This is a genomic window from Pseudomonas sp. HS6-2 (assembly GCF_049325675.2).
In the GTDB taxonomy this organism is placed as follows: Bacteria; Pseudomonadota; Gammaproteobacteria; order Pseudomonadales; family Pseudomonadaceae; genus Aquipseudomonas; species Aquipseudomonas putida_N.
The window spans coordinates 1,701,946-1,725,568 of sequence record NZ_CM143906.1; the positions used below are offsets into that span (position 1 = coordinate 1,701,946).

Sequence of the window (23,623 nt, forward strand, 5' to 3'; positions counted from 1 at the left end):
CTGGCGCATCACGCCAGGGGGCTTTTTCATACCGTCAGCTTCAGAAATCGGCTTTGAGCGTCACGGTGTAGTTGCGAGGTTCGCCATACACGTTGCTCGCGTTCAGCCAGCCGATGGAGGAGTAGTACTTCTTGTCGAACAGGTTGTTGCCGTTGAGGGCGACGCTGAAGTTCTGGTTGATCTGGTACGCCACGCGGGCGTTCCAGATGGCATACCCGGCCTGCTCGATCTTGTCGATGCCGTTGGTGCCACCCTGGTTGGTGTTGTGGTTCTTGCTCTGGATGCTGGCGCCGGCACCGACGGTCCACTGGTTCAGCTCGCCAGGCAGGTTGTAGTCGCCCCAGAAGCGCAGCAGGTGGCGCGGGGTGTAGCTGTTGAAGGTTGCGCCGGAAGCCGTGCTGCCATCACCCGGGTCGTTGAGAAACTTGGTCGAGGTGTAGGTATAACCGGCAAACAGCTGCAGGCCGGCCAGCACTTCGCCGCTGATTTCCGCATCGAAGCCCTCGGCGCGCACCTTGCCGCCGGCTACGTAGCAGTTGGTTTCACCGTCCTGTCCGCACTGCGAGGCGTAATCGTACTGGGCGCGGTTTTCCTGGTCGACGCGGAACACCGCGAAGCTGGTGTTGACCCGGCCATCCAGCAGTTCGCCCTTCAGGCCGAGCTCATAGTTGGAGCCTTCGATCGGCTTGAGAGGGGCGAGGTCTGAGGTCAGTTCGGTCTGCGGCTTGAAGATGTCGGCGTAGCTGACGTAGGCCGACCACTGATCGTTCAACGCGTAGATGAAGCCACCGTACGGGGTGACTTCACCGGTTTCCTTGGCGTGCGAAGGGTCTGGCGATGTGGTGGTGAAGCGCGTCAGTTCATAGTCGTACTTGTAGTTGCTGACCCGTGCGCCGAGCACCAGGGTCAGCGGGTCGATCAGCTTGTAGCGCATCACGCCGTACACGCCGTTCTGGCGAATCTTGGCCTTGGAAACACCGGCATAGGTGGTGCTGAGCATTTCATCCAGAGTGGGTTCGCGAGGCGAGACCGGGTCGTAGATGTTCATCGGGCCGAGGTTGAGCAGGCCGCCTTGCAGGTCGTCGGTGCGCAGGTCGCTGGCGTTGGCACCCACCACCACCTCGTGCTCCAGGCCGAAGGCGCGCCACTTGCCGGTGAGGTTGATGTCGGCGCCCTGGTTGATGTTCTCGAAGTCGTACAGGTAGGCGCGCGACTGCATGCCGTTGCCGGTTGCCGGGTCGACGGCGCCACGGCCGAAGCTGTAGAAAATGTCGTTGGTTTCGCGGATGTAGCTGCCGGAGGCCTTCAGGCGCCAGTCTTCGTTGAAGTCGTGGGTGATGTCGGCGAAGTAGGTGGTCTGCTTGTTGTTCCACTTGTTCCAGTCGGCACCGGTGAAGGTGGAGCGGCCGACGTTCACCGCGCTGCCGTCCTTGTTGCGCGGCAGGCCGCCGAAGTAGGGCGTGGAGTGCAGGTCTTCGACGCTGGCGCCGGCGGCGATCGTGGTGGAATCGGTGAGGTCGTATTCGAGAATCCCGTACAACACGTTCTTGCGGCTTTCTGCCGTGTCGTAGAAGTAGTCGCGGTCCTCATGACCGGCGACCAGGCGCCCGCGCAGCCTGCCGTCGGATGTCAGCGGGCCGCTGGCGTCGATGGTCTGGCGATAAGTATCCCAGGAGCCGGCACTGGCCGTGACCGACAGCGAGGGTACGGCCTTGGGGCGTTTGCGCACCAGGTTGATGGCGGCGCCAGGGTTGCCGCTGCCTTGCAGCAGGCCGTTGGCACCGCGCAGGATCTCGACGCGGTCGTACAGCAGGGTGTCGGAGGTGAAGCTGCTGCCGATGCCGTAGTAGCGGCGGTCCAGCGGCACGCCGTCGTACTGGATGGTCTCCACCTCGAAGCCGCGCGAGTAGATGTACTTGCCGCCGGACGGGCTCTGGTAAGTGGTGATGCCGGTGGTCTTTTCCAGCACCTGGTCGAGGGTGTCGAGGCGCTGGTCGTCCATCGCCTTGCGGGTGACCACGCTGACCGACTGCGGGATGTCCTTGAGGCGGTGGGTGCCCTTGCCGATGGTCACCGCGTTGGACGTGTAGCTCCCCGAGTCCTCGGTGGTGGCATCGAACTGACGCCCGGAGATGTTCACCGGGTCCAGGTTCAGGGCGGAAGCGTCAGCCGGCCCGCTCAGGGTGATGGTGTGGCCATCGAGCTGGTAGGTCAGGCCGCTGTCGCGCAGCAGCAGGCGCAGGGCCTGTTCGGGCTCCATGTTGCCCTTGACCGCAGGCGCCGGGGTGTTGTGCACCGCGTCCGGGCTATACAGCAGCTGCAGATTGGCCTGCTTGGCCAGGGTGTTGAGTGCCCCCACCAGCCCTTGCGAAGGGATATCCAGCGCGACCGGCTCGGCTTGCGCTGCCATGGACGCTACCAGCGCGCAGGCCAGCAGCGACGGTGGGAGAATGGCCAGGGTTTTCCTGCGAACCGCCCGGGCGAGCGGCGAAAGCGTGGTAATGGTCATGCGGATACTCAGTGTTAGCAGATAGATTACTTATGAGTTTTATTTGCATTTATGTAACGTGCCGGCTCCCCATAACCGGAAAAATCAATGTGAAAATTCAGTGATTTGTTCTTCCACCCGTTTGCCGTCGCGCAGACGCAGCAGGTGGTCGGCCACGTCGAAATAGCGGTCGTCGTGGCTGATGACGATGATGGTCTTGCCCAGGCGCTTCAGTTCCGGCAGCAGTTCGGTGTAGAAAATGCGCCGGAAGGTCGGGTCCTGGTCGGCGGCCCATTCGTCGAACACCAGTACCGGGCGCTTCTCCAGCCAGGCGTTGACCAGCGCCAGGCGCTTGCGCTGGCCGGTGGACAGGTCGGTGGTGGTGAAGGCGCCATCGCGGATCTGCACCTTGTGGGCGATCTCCAGGCGTTGCAGGTACTTGCCGGCGTCCTCGGGCAGGGCCTGGCCGTCCTGCAGCAGGTCATCGAACAGGTAGTAATCGGCGAACACCGTGGTGAACAGCTGGCGGTAGTCGTCGCGGTTGCTGGCGGTGACAGGTTCGCCGTCGAGCACGATCTCGCCTTCATGGGGGGCGTACAGGCCCAGCAGCAACTTGATCAGCGTGGTCTTGCCGCAACCGTTCTCGCCGACGATGAACAGGATGTCACCCTGTTCGACCCGCAGGTTGATCGGCCCCAGGGCAAACGGCGCGGCGCCGTTCACCGGCGGGAAGGCGAAGCGCACATTGCGCAGTTCGAGGGTGCGAATCTGCCGGTCAGGGACTTCAGGGGCGTCGAGCAACAGGTGCGGCTCGGGCGACGAGAACTGGGTCGACAGCTCGGCAATGCGGCGGAAGGCGATTTGTGCGCGGCTGACGATGGGCAGGGTCGAGACCAGGTGCTCCAGTGGCCCTTTCATGAACAGCAGCACCAGCACGAACCCGCTGGTGACCTTGGGGTCGGTGATCAGTTCGGCCTGTTGCAGGGCCAGCACCAGGCCGATGACCACGAAGAACAGCATCGAGCCGAGGCTCTTGGCAACCACGAAGATGTTGATCGAGCGGATATGGGTATCGCGAATGAAGTTGGCGGTGCGGCTGATGCGCCCGTCGAACATGCGCTGACGACGCGGGCGGCTGATGCGCAGCTCCTTGGCCCCAGAGGCGACGCCGCTATAGTGCCGCTGCATTTCGTCTTCTGCCTCGCGGGCGGCGTGGAAGCCGCGGATGCCGCGCACGCGGGCGATGTATTGCACGGCGGTGCCGATCAGGATGGCGCAGGCAGTGATCAGGAACATCGGCCAGGACAACTGGGCCAGGTAGCCCAGGCACCCCAGGGTCACCGACAGGGAAATGGCCAGCGGCGCAAAGGCAAAGGCGAAGTCGCTGATGGTGTCGACGTCGTGGGTCAGCACCGGAATCAGGCGGTGGCTACGGTAGCGCTCGATCTGCTCGATGGGGGCGCTGAGCACCTTTTCGCCAAGGTCGCGGCGCAGCCGGGCGATCACATGCTGGCCGACATAGTTGGTGCCGATGTCCGAGGCGATCGAGGCGCACAGGGCGAGCAGGCAGATGCCGGCGAACGCCAGCACCACGCCCCAGGTGATGGCGCCGGGGGCATGCAGCAGGTTGTTGATGTTGGCGAGCAGCAAGGTGATGCACAGGCCGCCGACGATCCCCAGCACGACGGCCAGGGCGACGATCAGTCGGTAAGGCTTGAGCAGGCCGAGGAGTTCGCGGAGTGCGCCAGGGGTCGATCGGTTCATGGTGAATTCCTGGTGGGTACGCGGATGCGGTTTTGGCGCTGCGCGCGGCGAGCACCGTGTGGGCGGGTTGCCCAGTGAGAAGACGTGTGAGGGGGGCTGTTATTTAGCCGGCCCGGGCCGTGCGCCCGGGCCAGTCAGGTACTGAGCAGCAGGGTTTCGCTCAGAGTTCGCGCGCTACCCGGAAACCCAGCCAGTCGCCGCGCACATAGGGTTCGCGATAGTTGCGGTTGCCAGAGCGGGAGAACACCGGCGCTTCGCTGTAGTCGTTGCCGCGTATGTGGTTGTACTCGCAGCTCGCCTCCATCCAGGCACTGCCATCGACCGGGGCACCGACATAGTTGTCGTGCCGACAGTCGGCGACCCATTCGTAGACGTTGCCGTGCATGTCGTACAGGCCGAAGGAGTTGGCCGGGAAGCTGCCGGCGGGCGAGGTGTAGTTGTAGCCGTCGGCGGCGCCATAGGTGTTGGCATGTTTGGCGATGCTGTATTCCTTGCCTTCATCGAAGGGGAACGGGAACGGGCCGCTGGTACCTGCCCGAGCACCGTATTCGCGCTCGGCTTCGCTGAGCATGCGGTAGTGCTTGCCAGTCTTCTTCGACAGCCAGGCGACGTAGGCCTTCACCTCGTCATAGCTGATGCACACCGCCGGCTGGTCGGGGCCTTGCGGGTAGCTGGGCTTGCCGTTGGTGCAACGGCGGCCGGGGCGGTCGTCGCCGTCGGGGAGGGTGACCTTGGCCTCGTGCTGCCAGGCCTGCATCTGTTTGGCCTGCACCTGGAACTGGCTGATGGCGAAGGGCTTGGCGAAGGTCACGGTGTGCATCGGGCCTTCGTCCGGCTGGCGGCCGACTTCGTCGTCGGGTACGCCCATGGTGAAACTGCCGGCCGGCAGCACGACCATCTTGGGGCAATCCTTGCAGTCCTTGAACGTCTTGCCAGGTGCGTGCGCGTCGGCGGCGAAGGCTGGGGCGCTGGCGAGCAGGGCGGCCACCAGGGCCAGGGGCTGGAACATGTGCATGGCGGTTCTCTTGAAAGGCAAAAGGTCAGGCGAGTTGTGGGGCGAGGATGGCCATCACCCGGTCGATCTCGGCTTCGTCGTTGAGCAGGCTCGGGGCCAGACGCACCACCGGGCCGACGTCACGGTCCACGGCGTCGCTGATCACCTTGTTGGCCATCAGGTGGCGGGCGACGGCGTCACACTCGCGGCCCTCGACGCGCAAGAAGGTGAAGCCTGCGGACAGCTGGCTGCTGCGCGGCGTCACCAACTGCACCTTGGGGTGCTCGGCGAGGCGCTGCTTGAGGTAGTCGTTGAGCTGGTGCACGCGCGCCTGGACATCGGCCTTGCCCAGTTGCAGGTGCAGTTCGAACGCCTTGCCCAGGGCCAGGCGATGGTCGAAGGCGTGGTAGCCACCGGGGGTCATCAAGGTGCCGAAGTTCTCGCCCTTGGTGAAGGTCGGCAGGCTGGGCACCAGGTACGGTTGCGGCTTTTCTTCGCGGGCGATGATCACGCCGGTGCCGCGTGGACCGAACAGCCACTTGTGGGTGCCGGCGATGAAGTAGTCGCAGTTGAAGTCGGCGAAGGTTACGTCTTCGATGCCGAAGCCGTGCACGCCGTCGACCACGTAGATGATCCGGTCCTGCTCGTCGCGGCTTTGGTTGAAGGTTTTCACCAGTTCGCCGACTTCGCGGATCGGCAGCTTGACGCCGCTGCCGGACTGCACCCAGGTCATGCCCAGCACGCGGGTTTCCGGGCGGATGGCTTGGCGAATATTGCCGAGCATTTCGTCCACCGAAGCCAGCTGTGGCTCCTTGAACAGCGTCACGCGGCGTACCTGGGTGCCCATCAGCTGCTCGCGGTAGGCCAGGCGGGTGTTGGTGGAATAGTGCTCGTGGGCGCTGACCAGGATCTCTTTGCCCGGCGCCACCTGCAGGCCGCCGTAGATCATCGACAAACCTTCGGTGGTGCTGCCGGTCAGGGCCACTTGACCTGGTTGCACGCCGAAGTAGCGACCGGCCCAGGCGCGCACGTCATTTTCATAGCCCCAGAGCTCTTCGCGGTCCCAGTCGACCATCTCGCCCGGGTTCTGGTCCAGCCGCGCACGGAAGCGGGCGATGGCCTCGCTGACCACGCGGGGGTGGGACGCCAGCAGGAAGTTGCAGAAGTGCAGGTAGGCCGGGTCCAGGTCGAACTGCTGGCGCAGGGCCTGCCATTTGCCCTGGCCGGTTTTTGCCGCAGGCGTGGCTGCCAGTGCGGTCTGGGCGAAGCTGCCAGTCAGGGGCAGGGCGGCAGCGAGCAGGCCGGCCTGCTTGAGAAAGCGGCGACGGTCGTTCATCAACCACGCTCCGCTTGAGTGTTAGTAGCCGGCTTGGCCAGGCGCTGCACCTCTTCCCACACACGCAGGAAGTTGCCACCCCATAGCTTGGCGATGTCGGCGTCGGAGTAGCCGCGCTGGATCAGTTCGGCGGTGACATTGCGTGACTCGCCGACATTCATCCAGCCGGTGACGCCGCCACCGTCGTTGAAGTCGGAGGCGATGCCAACATGGTCGATGCCGATCTTGCGCACCGTGTAGTCGATGGCGTCGACCATGTCCTTGACCGTGGCGCGGGGCTCTTCATCGAGGATGGCGTAGAGCGCGCTGGCGTACTCGCCGAACTTCTTCTCGGGCCAGATGGAGATGATCGCGTCACCCGGCATCAAGGCGTTGGCCAGGCCGTTCAGCGGCTGCAGGTCGAAGCGCTTGCGCAGGGCATTGAGCTTGTCCAGGGTGCCATGGCTCAGGGGCTTGAGGTAAGCCGGGAAGCCCACCACCTGCACCACGCCGCCGCTGTGCTTGATTGCTTGCAGCTCGTGGTCGCTGAGGTTGCGCGGGATGTCCACCAGCGCACGCGGTGCGGAGTGGGAGGCGACCATCGGCGCGCGGCTCAGGCGGGCAACGTCTTCCAGGGCCAGGGTGGACATCTGCGACACGTCGATGATCACGCCAAGGTCGTTGAGCCGGCCCACAGCCTGCTCACCCAGCGGCGACAGGCCACCGAAGGCGTCGGGGGTGTCGTTGAGGAACGGCAGCGGGCGCGAGGAGTCGGCCCAGGCGTTGTTGCCCACGTAGCTGAAGCCGAACATGCGCATGCCGCGGGCGGCCCAGGTGTCCAGGGCATTGAGGTCGTGGCCCAGCGGGTAGGCATTGAGCATGCTGAGGAAGATCGCGAACTTGCCTTCGCCGTGCAGGCGGCGAAAATCTGCTGGGGTGTAGGCGATGGCGACCTGGTTGGGGTAGTCGCGCACCATGCCAGTGAGGATCTTGTAACGCATCTCCTGCTGCTGGCGCGCTTCGTCGACGAAGGCGGCGGTCGGGCGATGGGGCGCGTTGTCGCCGTTCCAGATTTCCGGCCAGCCGAAGATCGTCAGCGCCGCACCGGAGAGCCGGCCGCGGCCGGCCTTGACCAGGTCGAACTGGCCACTGCCATCCTTGTCGGCCTCCTTGCCTTCGGTGCCGAAGTTCAGCGGCACGGTGATGTGGCTGTCGAAGGAGATGATGCGCTCCTGAAGTTCCTCTGCATGTTTCATTACCTCACGCGGGTAACCGGCCGGCAGGTAGATGAAGAAGTACCAGGCCGCGGCGCCCGCGAGCGCGATGATCAGCGCCAGGGCAGCGAGGTAGGGGGCTTTGCGCAAGTGTGTCGTGTTCATTGCCATCCCGTTGATTGCAGGGTCGATGCGGTTGCGGCAGCCGCGATCACGGGGCTTGCCTGTCACCGAGGGACGAGCGCGACAGCGGGAAATTTAGCCGCGTGCTGCCGGTAAATTTGCCGCGCGGCATCTCGTTCTAGCTCGATAGGCGTGGCTGACACGGATACGGATGTGGCGATGAGGTTTTCCAGGCGAGGGTTCATGGTGGGGCTGGCGGTCGCCGGCGCAGCGGGTTCGGCAGCGTGGTATGCGCGCCTGCCGCGCGACTACGACGAGAAGCTCGGCAAAGATGAAGTGCAGACCCCCGGCGATGCCACGGTAGAGGCTGCCGCAGGGACTGGCGTGCGCATCGCCGACAAGCTGCGCGGCATCTGGGACATGCGCTTCACGGGCGCCGAGGCCGGCCTGGACGGCCTGCCGCTGCAGGGCGTGCAGATGCTGCTCGATGTCGGCCCGACTGGCCGCTCGCTGCGCGGCTTCATCGACGTGGCTGAACGCCTGCGCGGCAATGATCAGCCGCGCTATCGGGTGCTCGGCGAGCTGGTCGCCGCCGACGCCGGCAAGGTCCGCTGGCGCCTTGTACCGGCCGGGGCATCAGCGCCGAGCCATGAGCTGGAGGCGACCCTCGATGAGGTTTGGGCTGGCTGGGGCAATGCTGGCGCCGGCACCCTGACCGGGCGCATCCGCCGCATTGACCGGCCCCTGCTGAGCCCTGAGCCGGACAACCATTTCGTCGCCAGCAAGCGCCTCTTCCCCGAGGCACGCCAGGTCACGCCGCTGGCGCCAGCGCTGATGGCCTGGCTGAATTCCCCCGAGCACCGCCTGTTCCACCAGGTGTGGCATGCCACCCGGGACAAGTGGCACCGCCTGGACGACGACAAGCGCGATGCCCTGCGCGGTGCCGGCTGGCAACCCGGCCCGCGTGACGCCGAGCGTGGCGCGCGTGGGCGGCGCAAGCACCTCAATGGGTCTGGCGAGGACTTCTTCTTCATGCACCGGCACATGCTGGGGCATGCTCGCGGCCTGCAGCCCGACTTGCCGAACTGGGCGCAACTGCCACTGCCGTCACCGCAGCTTGAGTACGACCGACAGGGATTCATCCGCTATCAGGAAAACCATGACGGCAACTCGGTGCCGCCGGCCTGGGTCGCGGCCAATGATGAAGAGCTGAGCCAATGGCTGCATGGCATCAAGGCGGCGGAAACCTTCTTCAGCAATTTCCAGGTCTGGGAGTCGCAGTACCAGGACCCGGACTACCTCAGCCGCCTGACCCTGGGGCAGTTCGGTTCGGAAGTGGAACTGAACATCCACGACTGGCTGCACATGCGCTGGGCGACCGTCACTCGCGACCCGTCCAACGGCGCGCCGGTGATGGGTGATCGCAACCAGACGGACTACGCGGCGCGTTGGTTCAGGGAGGAAAACGACTTCCTCGGCGACCCGTTCTCGTCACACGTCAATCCGGTGTTCTGGCGTTTCCATGGTTGGATCGACGACCGCATCGAGGACTGGTTCCGGGCCCATGAGCGTGCCCACCCGGGGGAAGTGCAGCGGCGTGAGGTCAATGGTGTGTCGTGGTTTGCGCCGGGGCGTTGGGTACAGGTTGGCGACCCTTGGCTCGGGCCGATGACCCATGGGTGTGGGTGGATTTCCGATGCCGGGGCCGGGGAGATGGAGGTGGAGGCGATGAAGCTGGCGTTGCGCATTGCCTTCAGTGGCGAGCGCGATGTTGGCGACCTGCTGCGGCGTACGCCGCGCAGGCCTTGGTATGCGCGGCATATGAAGTTGCGGGAGGGGGCGTGATTTTGGGCGGGAGGGTTGTGTAACGGCTTGCAGGTGCTCGCCAAGACAGGTTCAGCGCCTGTGGGATCGAGCGCCGCCCGCGCGGCGGATCGCGAGCTTTGCTCGCTCCTACGTTTGTTTCGGGCCAGTAACGCCTGGGGCAGACGCGCGCGACCGCCTTGTTGGTACGACGCAAAATCGCGCCATACGCCAAGGAGTTCTCGCGCAAATCCCACAGGAATAATTGGCCCGAAACAAACGTAGGAGCGAGCAAAGCTCGCGATGCGCCGCGCGGGCGGCGCTCGGTCTGCCAGTCGATGCAACTGTCGTGGCGAACACCTATCAGCCTGACCCGTTACTTACAATTCCCCGCCTTACGATACCCCGCCGCCAACGCCTCGGCCTCACTGCCAAACGCCACCTGGTTCTTCTGCGAAACCTGGCTATACCCCGGGCAGCCGCTGGCCAGGTGATACACATGGCTATTGCGGTTACCGACCACCGCACCACTTGCCGCGGTGCTGGCCAGCGTCGGCTTGGCCGCCTCTTTCACTGCCGTGGTCGGCACCACAGCCGCACCCTGCGGCGTATACCCCAGCGCCCACTTGCGCTCACCGGTCACGAACGGGTTGTTGTGCCCCATGATCGCGGCAATGCGCTGATCACGCTGCTTCTCCCAGGCCGTCACCGGGTGCTGCTTGTCCCAGGCCATCAGCACCTGTTGCTGCTGGCGCGACATGCTCAGCTTGTAGCGATCGAACATGTAGAACGTGGTGCGCGCCACCAGCCCCTTCACCTCGTCGCGTGGCTCGGCGGTTTTCTGCTGGAAGTCGATCTTGGTGGTGCACTGGCCGTACTGCGGCGCAACGCCAGAGACCATGCCGTAGTTGAAGTTGCTGCGGTCACCGTTCACTTCGCCCACGGACGGGTAGAGGTTGAACAGGTCGGCCTCCATGGCACGGAAGGTCGGGTCGCTGTCGACGCACTGTTCGCGCCCGCCGTTCTGCCAGCACTGGCGCTGGTGGCCGAAGGTCCAGGCCGGGACGATGTGCTCCCACTCGGTACGCTCGGCGCGGGTCTGCAGCTTGCGGGTTTCATAACCACAGGATTTCGGGTCGACCCGGCCACCGGACTTGCCGACCCAGGTCCACTTGCAGCCACAGTACAACTCGCCCATGGCGCTGTTGCCCTGGTCGAGGTAGATCTTCTGTTTGGCGACCACTTTGGCTTCGGTGAAGGTAGCGGGTGGGGTGGCAAAGGCAGCGGGGATGGCGGCGAAGGCGAGGGCGACGGCGCAAAGCAGTTTCTTCATGAAATACGTCTTAGGCTTACAAAAAAACGCGATTATACGGCTTGAGCGCGTTGAAAGAAGAGAGCAAAGGCTTGCGCTTGAGCGCTGCGCCGCTATCGTTTGCGGGTCAGGATCTTGTCGAGCGAATCGTCATGCAAATCGCCCCATCGCCTCTCAACGAGGCAGCCCGCCTGTGTTTCCTCGAGAGCCTGAACATCCTCGATACGCCGGCCGAGGAAACCTTTGACCGCATCACCCGGTTGGCCAGTGTGCTGCTCGAAGTACCCATGGCATTGGTGTCGCTGGTCGACATGAATCGCCAATGGTTCAAGTCGCGCCAGGGTGTGGACATTGCCGAGACCACGCGCGATGTGGCGTTCTGTGCCCATGCCCTGCATGTTGAAGACATCCTGGTGATCCCGGATGCCTGCGCCGATCCGCGTTTCGAGGACAACCCGCTGGTAACCGGTGGGCCGCGCATCCGTTTCTATGCCGGCGTGCCGCTGCGTTTTGCCGGTGAGCTGACTGTGGGCACGCTGTGTGTGCTGGACACCCGGCCCCGCCAGGTGTCAGAAACCGAGTTGGCGCACCTGCGCGACCTGGCGCGGATCATCGAACGCGAGATGCTCCACCGCAGCCTGGCCATCGACTCGGGCAGTGCGGTGCAGCAGGCGGAGCAGGGGGCACTGATGTCTTCCGGGGCGCGTTTTCACCGGGTGTTCGACAACAGCCCGACGAGCAAGGCCCTGGTCGATCTTGACGGGCGCATCCTCGAGCCCAACCGGGAGTTCTGCCAGTTGCTGGGCAGGGCCAAGGAGTGGCTGGTGCTGACTAAGTTGGGCGAACTGATCGACCCACAGGACCTGGCCAAGCTGGACGAGCCTTGGCAGCAGATCGTTGCTGGCGAGCAAGATTCGCTGGTCATCGAGATGCGGCTGGTCACCGCCGGCAGTGGTGCACTGTGGAGCGAGCTGAGCGTATCGGCGCTGCGCGATGCGCGCGGCGTTACCGAGCAGTTGGTGGTGTTCGTGCGTGACGTCAGCGAACGCAAGCGCCGCCAGCAGCAACTGCAGCGCTACCAGGCGACCCTGGAGCAGCAGGTGGCGCAGCGCACCGAAGAGCTGGCACGCAGCCAGGAAACCCTGCAGGCCATCGCTGACAATATCCCGGTGCTGATCGCGCAGATCGGCACCAACCTCGAATACCGCTTCAACAATGCCGTGTACCGGCAGGTCTTCGGCGTCGAGCCGACCCAGCTCAAAGGCCGCAAGGTGCAGGATGTGCTGCCGGCGGACGTGTACCAGCAGCTGCTGCCTTGCTTCCACAAGGCATTGGCCGGCGAGCGGGTGGAGGCTGACAATGTGCGTTACAGCCCTGACGACACGCGGATCTGGCACGCGTCTTATGTGCCCGATATTCGCAACGGCAAGGTGGAGGGCTTTTTCGTCATGTCGTTGGACGTGACCGAACGCAAGCGCAAGGAAAAAAGCCTGCTCGACCAGGCCACGCTCGACCCGCTGACCGGGTTGCCCAACCGCGCGGCGTTGCATGAGGAGCTGGATTTCGCCCTGCAGCAGCGGGGGGCGTTTGCCTTGTTCTTCATCGACCTGGATGGCTTCAAGCAAGTCAACGACCAGCATGGCCACGAGGCGGGTGATGCCGTGTTGCAGGCTGCTGCGGGGCGCATGCTAGCGATCATGCGTGCGGACGACACGGTGGCCAGGCTGGCCGGTGATGAGTTCGTGGTCATCGCCCAGGCCGTGGCCAACCAGGCATCAGCCCGGGATATCGCGCGCAAGCTGTGCGATGTGCTGTCGGCGCCGGTTGCGGTGGAGGGGGTTGAAGTTGCTGTGGGGGCTAGTATCGGGGTTTATCTGAACTTGTCCGGGCATGACCCGCAGAGTGCCGAGGAGGCTTTGGCGTTGGCGGACAAGGCGATGTATGAAGCCAAGCGAGGGGGGCGGAACAGGTATAGTCTGGTGGGGGATTGAGGGGGATCGCCAGGATATGGCATCAGGGTCTCCATCTGCCTGCCACAACAGTTGCAGCGCCTGTGAGATTGAGCGCCGCCCGCACGGCGCTCGATTTCACAGGCGCTGAATGTGTTGTGGCGAACACCCGTCCGCCTCAACGCCATCCTCAGCCAATCACGCCCCCCAAATACCGCAACCCCCACAACACCCCCATACCCACCGCCAGGGTCAGCAGCGTACTGCGCGTGCGCCAGGCAACCAGCCCCGCCACCACAGCTGCCGGTATCTGTGGGTTGCTCCAGTCGATACCCGGCTGCCCTGCCTTGAACACCACGGCCGGCAGCACCAGCGCAGCCAACACACTGGCCGGCACATACACCAGGGCGCGGCGCAACATCGGCGGAATGCGCAACGCGCCGTAGAACTCGATGAACGACAGGCGTATCGCAAAGGTGCCCAGCCCGATCAGGGCGAAGGTGATCCATGGGGTCATGTCGTTCATGGCGCCTCCGCTGCCACGGGTGCGCCCTTGCGCAGTTGTTCGATGCCCAGCCCGCTGATCACACCACCCAGCGAGGCGACCAGCAAGCCGAGGTTGTAGGGCAGGTCGTGTACCAACACCGCCAGCGCGCCGCCCACCACCGCTGCGCCCAGCAGCGCCGGGTTACGGATGCCCGGCACCAGCAGTGCCAGGAACGACAGTGGAATGGCAAAGCCCAGCGACCAGGACTCCGGAATGCCGGTACCCAGGTACACGCCGGCCAGCACCGCCAGGTTCCAGCCGAACCACATCGGCAAGGCGGTGCCCAGGTAGTAGGGGAAGGCAAATCGACCGAGGCCGTCGGTGCCGAATTTCAGGCTGCACAGGGCGAACGACTGGTCGGACAGCAGGTAGGACAACGACCAGCGCTTGCGGCGTGGCAGATCGCTCAGGTGCGGGGCCAGCGCGGCGCTGTACATCAGGAAGCGCAGGTTGATCACCAGCGCGGTGACCACCATGGTCAGTGGCAGCGCGCCGCTCTGCATCAGTTGCAGCACCACCATCTGCGCGGAGCCGGAATAGAACAGCAGGGTCATGCCCATGGCGTCGAGCGGCGACATGCCAATACCGATGGCCGTCACCCCGGTGATCAGGCCGAAGGGAACCATGCCGGTCATCAGTGGCAGAACCGCGCGGACACCCTCGGTGAATGCGTGCATCGCGCTTTTGTAGTGCATGTGGGTTCCTTGAACATTCATCAGGCTCGCTCAAGGTAAAACCCGCCCGACTTGGTAACAACGCAGATTTCTGGAATATTAGGCCTAAAAAAAATAGGCCTTGAACCATGCCACTCGATTCACCTACCCGGCACACCCTGCAGCTCAATGCCCTGCGCGCGTTCGAGGCGTCGGCGCGGCTCGGTGGTTTTGCCCGGGCTGCCCACGAACTTAAGGTCACTCCAGGGGCAATTGCTGCGCTGATCAAGACCCTGGAAACCCAGTACGGCGCCGCCCTGTTCGAGCGCCATGCCAAGGGCGTGCGCTTGACCCCGCTGGGCGAAAGCGTGAAGACACAGTTCACCGAGGCCTTCGATGCGGTGGAGGAGGCTGCCCGAACCTTGCGCCGGCTGGCCGCGCCGCAGCGGGTGCATATCGTCACCTCGCCGGCATTGGCCCAGTTGTGGATCGGGCCGCGGCTGCCGCGCCTGACCGAAATGCTCGCTCCCATCGAGGTCTCCGTGACGGCGGTCGATGAACCGCCCAACCTCAAGCGCAGCCCGTTCGACCTTTGCCTGTTCTACGTCGAGCAGGTCGTGCGCGGCCAGCGCAAGCTGGCCGATGAAGACATCCTGCCGGTGTGCAGCCCCGCGCTGGCCGCAAAGATTACCGCGCCGGCAGACCTGGCCAGTGCGCGCTGCATCAAGGATGTCGGTTGGCAGGACTGGGATGTCTGGTCGGCGGCGATCATGCCTGAACAGCACTTCGTGGCCCGAGGCCCCGGTTTTTCCCTTTATTCGATCGCGGTGCAGCAAGCCTTGCTGGGCGCCGGTGTACTGATCGGGCGCAGGAGCCTGATTCAGCCATACCTCGACAGCGGCGAACTGGTCGCGCCCCTGGCCCGCTCGGTGCCGTTGGGGTTGACCATCGCGGCATGGCGCTTGCCGGGTGCCACGGGCAACCCACGCGTGGCAGCAGTGGAAGAGGCCTTGAAACGGCTGGCTTGAGGTGTGGCCAACTTTGCGCTGGCCACACCCAGTCCCATGGCAGCCATGCAAGCAGCGAAAATAGGACGTCCGGGCTATTTCCGTCGTCGGCCGCCAGGCATATGCTTGCCTGTCAGAGGAAGCAAGTTGCCGCCTGCGGCAAACACAAGCACTGTCGGCAGCACCTGAATCGGGGCGCAGTTGCTGGACACCAGGGAGAGCGTCCATGAGTCAGGAAACAATGCCGGCACTTGCCGGCTTCAGTGAACAGCAGTTGGCCACGCTGTTCGCGTTGATCAGCGATGGGATCTGGGACTGGAATGCCAATACCGGCTACGTCTACCGCAACCCCGGCTGGTACGCCATGCTCGGCTACGAAAGCCATTCCATGGCCAACACCGTACTGACCTGGGAAAGCGTGATCCACCCCGAGGACTACCCACGGGTGATGGCACATTTCGAGGCCTATATCAACCAGCGCAACGAGCGCTATCTCATCGAGTACCGCTGCCGCTGCCACGATGGCAGTTACCTGTGGGTCGAGGACAGCGGCCATATCATCAACCGCAACGAAGATGGCTCGGTGGCGCGCATGCTCGGCGCACACCGCAATATCGATGCGGGCAAGCGCCTGGTGGCGCAGCTGGAGCAGAAGAATCACTCGCTGGAAGCTCAGGTGGCCGAGCGCACCCGCGAGCTGTCGTGGGTCAACCAGCAGTTGCAGCGCCAGCTCGACGAGAACCGCATCCTGGCCGAGCGCGACGCGCTGACGCGGATAGCCAATCGCTACCGGTTGGAGAAGACCTTGCAGCAGGAGTGCGAACGAGCCAAGCGCTTCCGCCAGCCGCTGGCGCTGGTTGCCATGGACCTGGATGATTTCAAGCCGATCAATGACTGCTATGGCCACGCCCGTGGCGATGCGGCGTTGATCCGGGTGGTCGAAAACCTGAGCACCAGCCTGCGTGAACTGGACCTGCTGGCGCGGTGGGGCGGCGACGAGTTCGTCATGGTGCTGCCGCAGACCACGCTGGGCGAGGCACTGGAGCTGGCGGGGCAGTTGCGCCGGGTGATGGAGCGGCTTGAACCGGTGGGTGATTACCGGCTGACCATGAGTTATGGCGTGGTGCAATGGCAGGAAGGGGAAGGCCAGGAAGCGCTGCTGGCCCGGGCTGACAAGGCCTTGTATCGGGCCAAGGAAGCGGGCAAGAACACGATTTCCGAGTGAGCCGATAGAGGATGAAAAAAGACCCGCGACGCCTGGGGCGCAGCGGGCCAAATCGGCCTGGGCCGCTTCAGTGTCAGATATGCAGCGCGTGGCCCAGCGCGCGCAGTGCCGCTTCCTGTACCGCTTCTCCCAGCGTCGGGTGAGCATGGATGGTGCCGGCCACATCTTCCAGCCGGGCGCCCATCTCCAGCGACTGGGCAAACGCCGTGGACAGTTCCGATACTGCCACGCCAACCGCCTGCCAGCCCACGATCAGGTGGTTGTCACGCCGCGCCACCACGCGCACGAAACCGCTTTTCGATTCCAGGCTCATGGCCCGGCCATTGGCGGCGAACGGGAACTGCGCGACGATGCAGTCCAACCCTTGCTGGCTGGCTTGCTCCGGCGTCTTGCCCGCCACCACGACCTCCGGGTCGGTGAAACACACCGCAGCAATTGCTGCGGGTTCGAAACGTCGGGTCTTGCCGGCTATGATTTCGGCAACCATCTCGCCCTGCGCCATGGCGCGGTGGGCGAGCATCGGTTCGCCGGCTACGTCACCGATGGCCCAGACGTTGCGCATGCTGGTCTGGCAGCGTTCGTCTATGGCAATGGCGGCGCCGTTCATCTTCAGGTCCAGGCATTCAAGGTCGAAGCCTTTGGTCCGCGGCCGGCGGCCCACGGCCACCAGCACCCGGTCGGCCTCCAGGCGCAGTTGCCCGCCCTGGCCATCGCTGGCCAGCAGGCAGCCGTTCTCGTAGCCTTCGACGCTGTGGCCCAGGTGCAGGGCGATGCCCAGCTTCTTCAGCGATTCGGCCACGGGCGCGGTCAGTTCGCTGTCGTAGGTTGGCAGAATGCGCTCGCGTGCTTCCACCACGCTGACCTGCGCACCCAGCTTGCGATAGGCAATGCCCAGCTCCAGGCCGATGTATCCGCCGCCCACCACCACCAGGTGTTTGGGCAGGGCCTTGGGCGCCAGGGCTTCGGTAGAGGAAATGATCGGCCCGCCGAGTGGCAGCATCGGCAGTTCGACGCTGTGCGAACCGGTGGCCAGCAGCAGGTGCTCGCAGCGGATGCGCTGGCCGTCGACCTCGACCTGCTTGCCGTCGAGGACCTTTGCCCAGCCGTGAATCACCTTGACCCCATGCTTTTTCAGCAAGGCGGCTACGCCGGTGGTCAGGCGGTCGACGATGCCGTCCTTCCAGGCCACGCTCTGGTTGATGTCCAGGCGAGGGCTGTCGACGCTGATGCCCAATGGCGACTGCCCGGCGAAGCGAGCGGTCTGGTGGAACTGCTCGGCCACATGGATCAGCGCCTTGGATGGGATGCAGCCGATGTTCAGGCAGGTGCCGCCCAAGGCCTGGCCTTCGACCAGCACGGTAGGGATGCCCAGTTGCCCGGCGCGGATGGCGGCCACGTAGCCGCCGGGGCCGCCGCCGATGATCAGCAGGGTGGTGTCGATGATCTGGGACATGCTCACTCCAGGAACAAACAGGCAGGTTGTTCGAGCAGGCCGCGCACGGCCTGGATGAACTGCGCGGCATCCATGCCATCGACCACCCGGTGGTCGAACGAGCTGGACAGGTTCATCATCTTGCGTACGACGATCTGGCCGTCGATCACCACCGGGCGCTCGACGATGCGGTTGACGCCGACGATCGCCACTTCCGGGGTGTTGACCACCGGGGTGCTGACGATGCCGCCTAGGGCTCCGAGGCTGGTCAGGGTAATGGTCGAGCCGCTCAGTTCTTCACGGCTGGCCTTGTTGCTGCGGGCGGCGTTGGCCAGGCGCGAAATCTCGCTGGCATTGGCCCACAGGCTGGCGGCTTCGGCATGGCGCAGCACCGGCACCATCAGGCCGTTGTCACCCTGGGTGGCGATGCCCACATGCACCGCGCCGTGGCGGGTGATGACCTGTGCTTCGTCGTCGTAGGTGGCGTTGATCTGCGGGAAGTCGCGCAAGGCCACGACCAGGGCACGGACCAGGAAGGGCAGCAGGGTCAGCTTGCCACGCGTGTTGCCGTGCTTGGCATTGAGCTGCTGGCGCAGGGCCTCTACGGCGGTGACGTCGATCTCTTCCACGTAGCTGAAGTGCGCGACACGGCGCTTGGCGTCCTGCATGCGCTGGGCGATCTTGCGGCGCAGGCCGATCACCTGCACCTGCTCGCTGTCGGTGCGCTTGGCATAGCCACTCGGCGCCTGGCCGGCAGCGCTGTGCGGCTTGCTCATGAAGGCGTCGAGGTCTTCGTGCAGGATGCGCCCGGCCGGGCCGCTGCCATGCACGTAGCGCAGCTCGATGCCGGCATCCAGGGCGCGCTTGCGCACCGCCGGCGAAGCCAGCGGCTTGTCCCCCGGCTGGCGCGGCACGATCGCTGCTTCGACGTGATGCTCGGGTGCCTGCAAGGCTGCCGGCTGCGGCGCTTTCGCCGGCGCTGGCGCCTGGGGTTCGGCCGCGCTGTGGGCTTCCACAGGATTGGCCTGCGGCACATCCACATGGTTGCCGCTGCCTTCCACTTCGATGCGGATCAGCTCGCTGCCGACCGCCATCACTTCACCGGGCTTGCCGCCCAGGGCCAGCACCTTGCCGCTGACCGGCGACGGGATTTCCACGGTAGCCTTGTCGGTCATGACATCGGCCACCACCTGGTCCTCGGCGATCACGTCGCCGACCTTGACGAACCATTCCACCAACTCGACCTGCGCGATGCCTTCGCCAATGTCCGGCATCTTGATGACGTGCGTGCCCATTCAGACCTCCATGACCCGTTTCAATGCCGCGCCTACCCGCGAAGGGCCTGGGAAGTAAGCCCATTCCTGTGCGTGGGGGTAGGGGGTGTCCCAGCCGGTGACGCGCTCGATCGGTGCCTCGAGGTGGTGGAAGCAATGCTCCTGCACCAGCGACACCAGTTCGGCGCCGAAGCCGCAGGTGCGGGTCGCTTCATGCACGACCACGCAGCGGCCGGTCTTCTTCACCGACTCGACGATGGTCTCCAGGTCCAGCGGCCAGAGGCTGCGCAGGTCGATCACCTCCGCGTCTACACCACTCTCTTCGGCGGCCACCTGGGCCACGTAGACCGTGGTGCCGTAGGTCAGCACGGTGACATCGTTACCCGGGCGGGTGATCGCCGCCTTGTCCAGCGGCACGGTGTAGTAGCCATCTGGTACGGCGCTTTGCGGGTGCTTCGACCACGGGGTGACAGGGCGGTCGTGGTGGCCGTCGAACGGGCCGTTGTACAGGCGCTTGGGCTCAAGGAAAATCACCGGGTCGTCGCATTCGATCGAGGCGATCAGCAGGCCTTTGGCGTCATACGGGTTGGACGGCATCACCGTGCGCAGGCCGCAGACCTGGGTGAACATCGCCTCCGGGCTCTGGCTGTGGGTCTGGCCGCCGTAGATGCCGCCGCCGCAGGGCATGCGCAGGGTCAGCGGGGCGATGAACTCGCCGGCCGAGCGGTAGCGCAGGCGGGCCATTTCCGAGACGATCTGGTCGGACGCCGGGTAGAAATAGTCGGCGAACTGGATTTCCACCACCGGGCGCAGGCCGTAGGCACCCATGCCCACGGCAGTGCCGACGATGCCGCTTTCCGAGATCGGGGCGTCGAACACCCGCGACTTGCCGTACTTGGCCTGCAGGCCCTCGGTGCAACGGAACACGCCGCCGAAGTACCCGACGTCCTGGCCGTAGATCACCACATTGTCGTCGCGCTCGAGCATGACATCCATGGCCGAGCGCAGGGCCTGGATCATGGTCAGTGTGCTGGTGGCCATGGCGGTTTCCGGGTTGATGCTGTTGTTGTGATCGTTCATCTCAGACCCCCAGTTCCTGGCGCTGACGGCGCAGGTGGTCAGGCATTTCCTTGTACACATCCTCGAACATCGAGGCCGCGCTCGGGATGTGGCCGTTGGCCAGGGTGCCGTACTGTTCTGCTTCCTTCTGCGCGGCGATGACCGCGGCTTCGAACTCGGCGGTGGTGGCCTGGTGTTCTTCCTCGGACCAATGGCCGATCTTGATCAGGTGCTGCTTCAGGCGAGCGATCGGGTCGCCCAGCGGGAAGTGGCTCCAGTCATCGGCCGGGCGGTACTTGGACGGGTCATCCGAGGTCGAGTGCGGGCCGGCGCGGTAGGTGACCCACTCGATCAGCGAGGGGCCCAGGCCGCGGCGGGCACGTTCGGCAGCCCAGCGCGAGGCGGCGTAGACGGCGACGAAGTCGTTGCCGTCGACCCGCAGCGAGGCGATGCCGCAACCCACGCCACGGCCGGCGAAGGTGGTCTGCTCGCCACCGGCGATGGCCTGGAAGGTGGAGATCGCCCACTGGTTGTTGACCACGTTGAGGATCACCGGGGCGCGATAGACGTGGGCGAAGGTGAGGGCGGTGTGGAAGTCCGACTCGGCGGTGGCACCGTCACCGATCCAGGCCGAGGCGATCTTGGTATCGCCCTTGATCGCCGAGGCCATGGCCCAGCCGACTGCCTGCACGAACTGGGTCGCCAAGTTGCCGCTGATGGTGAAGAAGCCGGCTTCGCGTACCGAATACATGATCGGCAACTGGCGGCCCTTGAGCGGGTCGCGCTCGTTGGACAGCAACTGGCAGATCATCTCCACCAGCGACACGTCGCGGGCCATGAGGATGCTCTGCTGGCGATAGGTAGGGAAGCACATGTCGGTGCGGTTGAGCGCCAGCGCCTGGGCGCTGCCGATGGCTTCCTCGCCCAGGCTCTGCATGTAGAAGGACATCTTCTTCTGGCGCTGGGCAACCACCATGCGGCTGTCGAAGATGCGCGTCTTGAGCATCGCGCGCATGCCTTGGCGCAGGATCTGCGGGTCTATGTCCTCGGCCCACGGGCCTTGGGCGTTGCCTTGCTCGTCGAGCACGCGGACCAGGCTTTTGGACAGGTCGGCGGTGTCGGCAGCATCGACATCGATCGGCGGTTTACGGACTTGCCCTGCGTCGTTCAGGCGCAGGTAGGAGAAATCGGTCTGGCAGCCTGGCCGGCCGGTGGGCTCGGGCACATGCAAACGCAGGGGGGCGTACTCGTTCATGCTTTTTACGCTCGCTCGGATGTTGTTTTTGTGAGCTCTGAAGCGGCCGCCGCTGAGTACCGGCTTGTGACTGGTAGGTCAGCGTCTGTTACATCTTAGTGGGAGGGCAGGAGAATTTTTCTCTCAAGTTGATTGCCTTTGTCTGGCTGGGGAGATAAACATTCCGGATAAACATAAAAAACCGGTGAATTTGTCTCATGCGCAAGCTCGATCGTACCGATATCGGCATTCTCAACAGCCTTCAGGACAACGCCCGCATCACCAATGCGGAACTGGCGCGGTCGGTGAACTTGTCGCCGACGCCCTGTTTCAACCGGGTCAAGGCCATGGAGGAGCTGGGTGTGATCCGCCAGCAGGTGACCTTGCTGTCGCCAGAGGTGCTGGGGCTGGACGTGAACGTATTCATCCATGTCAGCCTGGAAAAGCAGGTCGAGCAGGCGTTGCACCGTTTTGAGGAAGAGATCGCCGAACGGCCCGAGGTGATGGAGTGCTACCTGATGACCGGTGATCCGGACTACCTGTTGCGGGTGCTCTTGCCGAGCATTCAGGCGCTGGAACGGTTTCTCGATTATTTGACGCGGCTCCCGGGGGTGGCCAACATCCGTTCGAGCTTTGCCCTCAAGCAGGTGCGCTACAAGACGGCTCTGCCGTTGCCTTCCAATGGCATGACCTTGCGGGAATAGCGATGGCCAGCAAGGGTGCTTGATATTTTAAACACCCCAAGCCTATGTTGTTGTCAGCCTATAACAACAAGGACAAGCGTCATGACCACCGCCGCCCACCGCTCGCACGCCGAGCTCCTCCAGGGCATCGACCAGATCGAATGCGTCACCCCCGACCTCAACGGCGTTCCCCGCGGCAAGGTGATGACCGCCGAGGGCTTCCTCGAAGGCCGCCGCCTGCAGATGGCCCGGGGAGTGCTGCTGCAATGCATCATGGGCGGCTACCCGCCGGCGCGTTTCTACGGCAGTGACGACGGCGACCTGGCGCTGGTGGCGGAGCCTGCGCAGATTCACCGCCTGCCGTGGAGCGAGGAGGGCCTGGCGCTGGCCATCTGTGACGCCAACGAGCTCGATGGCCGGCCTTCCGGGCTGTCCACGCGGGGGCAGCTCAAGGCAGTGATCGCCCGCTACGCCGCCCTTGGCCTGGCGCCGGTGGTGGCGACTGAGCTGGAGTTCTTTGTCTTCGCCCCCAACACCGACCCGCAGCTACCCTTCCTGCCACCCGTTGGCAAGGATGGTCGCCGCGAGCTTGGCCATTCGGCGTTCAGCGTCAGTTCCAACAATGGCCTGCGCCCGTTCTTCCAGGAGGTCTACCAGTGCATGGCGGCCCTGGGCCTGCCACGCGACACTTTCATGCACGAAATGGGCGTGAGCCAGTTCGAGATCAATCTGTTGCACGGCGATCCGCTGCTGCTGGCCGACCAGACCTTCCTGTTCAAGCACCTGCTCAAGGAAGTGGCACTCAAGCATGGCCTGAGCGTGGTATGCATGGCCAAGCCGTTGGCGCACACTCCGGGCAGCTCCATGCACATTCACCAGAGCGTGGTGGAGACCGCCAGCGGGCGCAACGTGTTCAGCGATGAACAAGGGCAGCCGACCGACACCTTCTACCACTTCATCGGCGGCCAGCAGGCGTGCATGGCCGACTTCACGGCGCTGTTCGCGCCCAACGTGAACTCCTACCAACGGCTGTGCCACCCCTACGCCTCGCCGAACAATGCCTGCTGGTCCGAGGACAACCGCGCTGCCGGCCTGCGCATTCCGGCCAGTGCCCCGGTGGCGCGGCGGGTCGAGAACCGCCTTCCGGGTGCCGACGCCAACCCCTACCTGGCCATCGCTGCCAGCCTGGCCGCCGGCCTGCACGGCATCGAGCAACGCCTGCAGCCCGCCCCGGCGATCCAGGGCGAGTTCGAGGTGCCGGAGCACCTGAGCCTGCCGTGCACCCTGCATGCGGCCCTCGAACGCCTCAAGCGCAGCGTCCTGGCGCGGGAACTGTTTGGTAACGAGTTCATTGAAGGCTACCTCGCCAGCAAGACCCTGGAGCTGACGGATTTCTTCAATGAGATCACCCCGTGGGAGAGGCGTGTGCTGGCTGCGCAGGCCTGATCGCGACACAACCGCTACTGGACGCGCCCTTGTCTGGCTATTTGTCTGGCAGGGGACTGCGCCGTGGCCATTTTGCTTTTATGCTTGCCAGCAAGCCAACG

At 64.6% G+C, this 23,623-nt stretch carries 18 protein-coding genes; 6 read left to right on the forward strand and 12 right to left on the reverse strand.

Annotated elements, in window-relative coordinates:
* Window positions 1-40 precede the first annotated feature (40 nt).
* The 5 genes from ACOKS3_RS08015 to pvdM all read right to left on the reverse strand — a co-directional run bounded on the left by ACOKS3_RS08015 (window position 41) and on the right by pvdM (window position 7,940).
* Window positions 41-2,509 (reverse strand): TonB-dependent siderophore receptor, encoded by a 2,469-nt coding sequence (locus ACOKS3_RS08015; protein WP_103446442.1) that lies wholly within the window; start codon window positions 2,507-2,509, stop codon window positions 41-43.
* A gap of 84 nt (window positions 2,510-2,593) precedes the next feature.
* Window positions 2,594-4,252, reverse strand: coding sequence for a cyclic peptide export ABC transporter (locus tag ACOKS3_RS08020; protein ID WP_422763222.1), 1,659 nt, complete (start codon window positions 4,250-4,252; stop codon window positions 2,594-2,596).
* A gap of 160 nt (window positions 4,253-4,412) precedes the next feature.
* The gene (gene pvdO / locus ACOKS3_RS08025; RefSeq protein ID WP_103446444.1) at window positions 4,413-5,267 is read right to left on the reverse strand and encodes a dihydropyoverdine dehydrogenase; all 855 of its coding nucleotides are present in this window, start codon (window positions 5,265-5,267) and stop codon (window positions 4,413-4,415) included.
* Window positions 5,268-5,292: 25 nt separating this feature from the next.
* Window positions 5,293-6,582: a pyoverdine-tailoring periplasmic protein PvdN gene (pvdN, locus tag ACOKS3_RS08030; protein ID WP_103446445.1), complete on the reverse strand. Its 1,290-nt coding sequence runs from the start codon at window positions 6,580-6,582 to the stop codon at window positions 5,293-5,295.
* Window positions 6,582-7,940, reverse strand: a complete 1,359-nt coding sequence (gene pvdM, locus ACOKS3_RS08035) for a pyoverdine-tailoring dipeptidase-like protein PvdM (RefSeq protein WP_422763223.1) — start codon at window positions 7,938-7,940, stop codon at window positions 6,582-6,584. Before pvdM ends, pvdN begins: the two co-directional genes overlap by 1 nt.
* A 177-nt stretch (window positions 7,941-8,117) precedes the next feature.
* Here pvdM and pvdP point away from each other — a divergent pair, with 177 nt between their 5' ends.
* A complete protein-coding gene (gene pvdP / locus ACOKS3_RS08040) occupies window positions 8,118-9,743 on the forward strand; it encodes a pyoverdine maturation tyrosinase PvdP (protein ID WP_422763224.1) in 1,626 nt (541 codons plus the stop codon).
* 334 nt (window positions 9,744-10,077) lie between these two features.
* Here the strand turns inward: pvdP and ACOKS3_RS08045 are convergent, their stop codons facing one another.
* Window positions 10,078-11,034, reverse strand: coding sequence for an endonuclease (locus ACOKS3_RS08045; protein ID WP_422763225.1), 957 nt, complete (start codon window positions 11,032-11,034; stop codon window positions 10,078-10,080).
* A 131-nt stretch (window positions 11,035-11,165) separates the two neighbouring features.
* On the opposite strand from ACOKS3_RS08045, the gene ACOKS3_RS08050 reads away from it, so the two are divergent.
* Entirely contained in the window at window positions 11,166-13,004 is a 1,839-nt protein-coding gene (locus tag ACOKS3_RS08050) for a bifunctional diguanylate cyclase/phosphodiesterase (RefSeq protein WP_422763226.1), read from the forward strand.
* Between the two features lie 148 nt (window positions 13,005-13,152).
* On the opposite strand, the gene ACOKS3_RS08055 is transcribed toward ACOKS3_RS08050, so the two are convergent.
* Window positions 13,153-13,488: an AzlD domain-containing protein gene (locus tag ACOKS3_RS08055; protein WP_103446450.1), complete on the reverse strand. Its 336-nt coding sequence runs from the start codon at window positions 13,486-13,488 to the stop codon at window positions 13,153-13,155.
* Complete coding sequence (locus ACOKS3_RS08060; protein ID WP_422763227.1) at window positions 13,485-14,204, reverse strand: AzlC family ABC transporter permease; 720 nt, start codon at window positions 14,202-14,204, stop codon at window positions 13,485-13,487. The genes ACOKS3_RS08055 and ACOKS3_RS08060 overlap by 4 nt, the downstream gene beginning before the upstream one ends.
* 107 nt (window positions 14,205-14,311) lie before the next feature.
* On the opposite strand from ACOKS3_RS08060, the gene ACOKS3_RS08065 reads away from it, so the two are divergent.
* Together ACOKS3_RS08065 and ACOKS3_RS08070 are read left to right on the forward strand one after the other, a co-directional pair.
* Window positions 14,312-15,190 carry a LysR family transcriptional regulator gene (locus ACOKS3_RS08065; RefSeq protein WP_103446452.1) on the forward strand — a complete coding sequence of 293 codons (879 nt, stop codon included), beginning with the start codon at window positions 14,312-14,314 and terminating at the stop codon, window positions 15,188-15,190.
* 205 nt (window positions 15,191-15,395) lie between these two features.
* A complete protein-coding gene (locus ACOKS3_RS08070; RefSeq protein ID WP_103446453.1) occupies window positions 15,396-16,394 on the forward strand; it encodes a sensor domain-containing diguanylate cyclase in 999 nt (332 codons plus the stop codon).
* 73 nt (window positions 16,395-16,467) lie between these two features.
* Here the strand turns inward: ACOKS3_RS08070 and lpdA are convergent, their stop codons facing one another.
* From lpdA to ACOKS3_RS08090, 4 genes are read right to left on the reverse strand one after another with little or no spacing between them, the layout of a single operon-like run.
* On the reverse strand, window positions 16,468-17,847 hold the full coding sequence (lpdA, locus tag ACOKS3_RS08075) for a dihydrolipoyl dehydrogenase (RefSeq protein ID WP_103446454.1): 1,380 nt from the start codon (window positions 17,845-17,847) through the stop codon (window positions 16,468-16,470).
* 2 nt (window positions 17,848-17,849) lie between these two features.
* Window positions 17,850-19,121 (reverse strand): dihydrolipoamide acetyltransferase family protein, encoded by a 1,272-nt coding sequence (locus ACOKS3_RS08080; RefSeq protein ID WP_103446455.1) that lies wholly within the window; start codon window positions 19,119-19,121, stop codon window positions 17,850-17,852.
* The gene (locus tag ACOKS3_RS08085) at window positions 19,122-20,180 is read right to left on the reverse strand and encodes an alpha-ketoacid dehydrogenase subunit beta (protein WP_103446456.1); all 1,059 of its coding nucleotides are present in this window, start codon (window positions 20,178-20,180) and stop codon (window positions 19,122-19,124) included.
* Between the two features lies 1 nt (window position 20,181).
* On the reverse strand, window positions 20,182-21,414 hold the full coding sequence (locus ACOKS3_RS08090) for a 3-methyl-2-oxobutanoate dehydrogenase (2-methylpropanoyl-transferring) subunit alpha (RefSeq protein WP_103446457.1): 1,233 nt from the start codon (window positions 21,412-21,414) through the stop codon (window positions 20,182-20,184).
* A gap of 197 nt (window positions 21,415-21,611) precedes the next feature.
* Between ACOKS3_RS08090 and bkdR the strand changes: the two genes are divergently transcribed.
* Both bkdR and ACOKS3_RS08100 read left to right on the forward strand, forming a co-directional pair.
* Window positions 21,612-22,097, forward strand: coding sequence for a Bkd operon transcriptional regulator BkdR (gene bkdR, locus ACOKS3_RS08095; RefSeq protein WP_012315571.1), 486 nt, complete (start codon window positions 21,612-21,614; stop codon window positions 22,095-22,097).
* A gap of 183 nt (window positions 22,098-22,280) precedes the next feature.
* On the forward strand, window positions 22,281-23,522 hold the full coding sequence (locus ACOKS3_RS08100; protein WP_422763290.1) for a glutamine synthetase family protein: 1,242 nt from the start codon (window positions 22,281-22,283) through the stop codon (window positions 23,520-23,522).
* Window positions 23,523-23,623: the final 101 nt, after the last annotated feature.

Bases quoted from the DNA above. Each gene is read 5' to 3' on its own strand.
- ACOKS3_RS08015 (WP_103446442.1), bottom strand. From the start codon at position 2,509: ATGACCATTACCACGCTTTCGCCGCTCGCCCGGGCGGTTCGCAGGAAA.
- ACOKS3_RS08020 (WP_422763222.1), bottom strand. From the start codon at position 4,252: ATGAACCGATCGACCCCTGGCGCACTCCGCGAACTCCTCGGCCTGCTC.
- pvdO (WP_103446444.1), bottom strand. From the start codon at position 5,267: ATGCACATGTTCCAGCCCCTGGCCCTGGTGGCCGCCCTGCTCGCCAGC.
- pvdN (WP_103446445.1), bottom strand. From the start codon at position 6,582: ATGAACGACCGTCGCCGCTTTCTCAAGCAGGCCGGCCTGCTCGCTGCC.
- pvdM (WP_422763223.1), bottom strand. From the start codon at position 7,940: ATGAACACGACACACTTGCGCAAAGCCCCCTACCTCGCTGCCCTGGCG.
- pvdP (WP_422763224.1), top strand. From the start codon at position 8,118: ATGAGGTTTTCCAGGCGAGGGTTCATGGTGGGGCTGGCGGTCGCCGGC.
- ACOKS3_RS08045 (WP_422763225.1), bottom strand. From the start codon at position 11,034: ATGAAGAAACTGCTTTGCGCCGTCGCCCTCGCCTTCGCCGCCATCCCC.
- ACOKS3_RS08050 (WP_422763226.1), top strand. From the start codon at position 11,166: ATGCAAATCGCCCCATCGCCTCTCAACGAGGCAGCCCGCCTGTGTTTC.
- ACOKS3_RS08055 (WP_103446450.1), bottom strand. From the start codon at position 13,488: ATGAACGACATGACCCCATGGATCACCTTCGCCCTGATCGGGCTGGGC.
- ACOKS3_RS08060 (WP_422763227.1), bottom strand. From the start codon at position 14,204: ATGCACTACAAAAGCGCGATGCACGCATTCACCGAGGGTGTCCGCGCG.
- ACOKS3_RS08065 (WP_103446452.1), top strand. From the start codon at position 14,312: ATGCCACTCGATTCACCTACCCGGCACACCCTGCAGCTCAATGCCCTG.
- ACOKS3_RS08070 (WP_103446453.1), top strand. From the start codon at position 15,396: ATGAGTCAGGAAACAATGCCGGCACTTGCCGGCTTCAGTGAACAGCAG.
- lpdA (WP_103446454.1), bottom strand. From the start codon at position 17,847: ATGTCCCAGATCATCGACACCACCCTGCTGATCATCGGCGGCGGCCCC.
- ACOKS3_RS08080 (WP_103446455.1), bottom strand. From the start codon at position 19,121: ATGGGCACGCACGTCATCAAGATGCCGGACATTGGCGAAGGCATCGCG.
- ACOKS3_RS08085 (WP_103446456.1), bottom strand. From the start codon at position 20,180: ATGAACGATCACAACAACAGCATCAACCCGGAAACCGCCATGGCCACC.
- ACOKS3_RS08090 (WP_103446457.1), bottom strand. From the start codon at position 21,414: ATGAACGAGTACGCCCCCCTGCGTTTGCATGTGCCCGAGCCCACCGGC.
- bkdR (WP_012315571.1), top strand. From the start codon at position 21,612: ATGCGCAAGCTCGATCGTACCGATATCGGCATTCTCAACAGCCTTCAG.
- ACOKS3_RS08100 (WP_422763290.1), top strand. From the start codon at position 22,281: ATGACCGCCGAGGGCTTCCTCGAAGGCCGCCGCCTGCAGATGGCCCGG.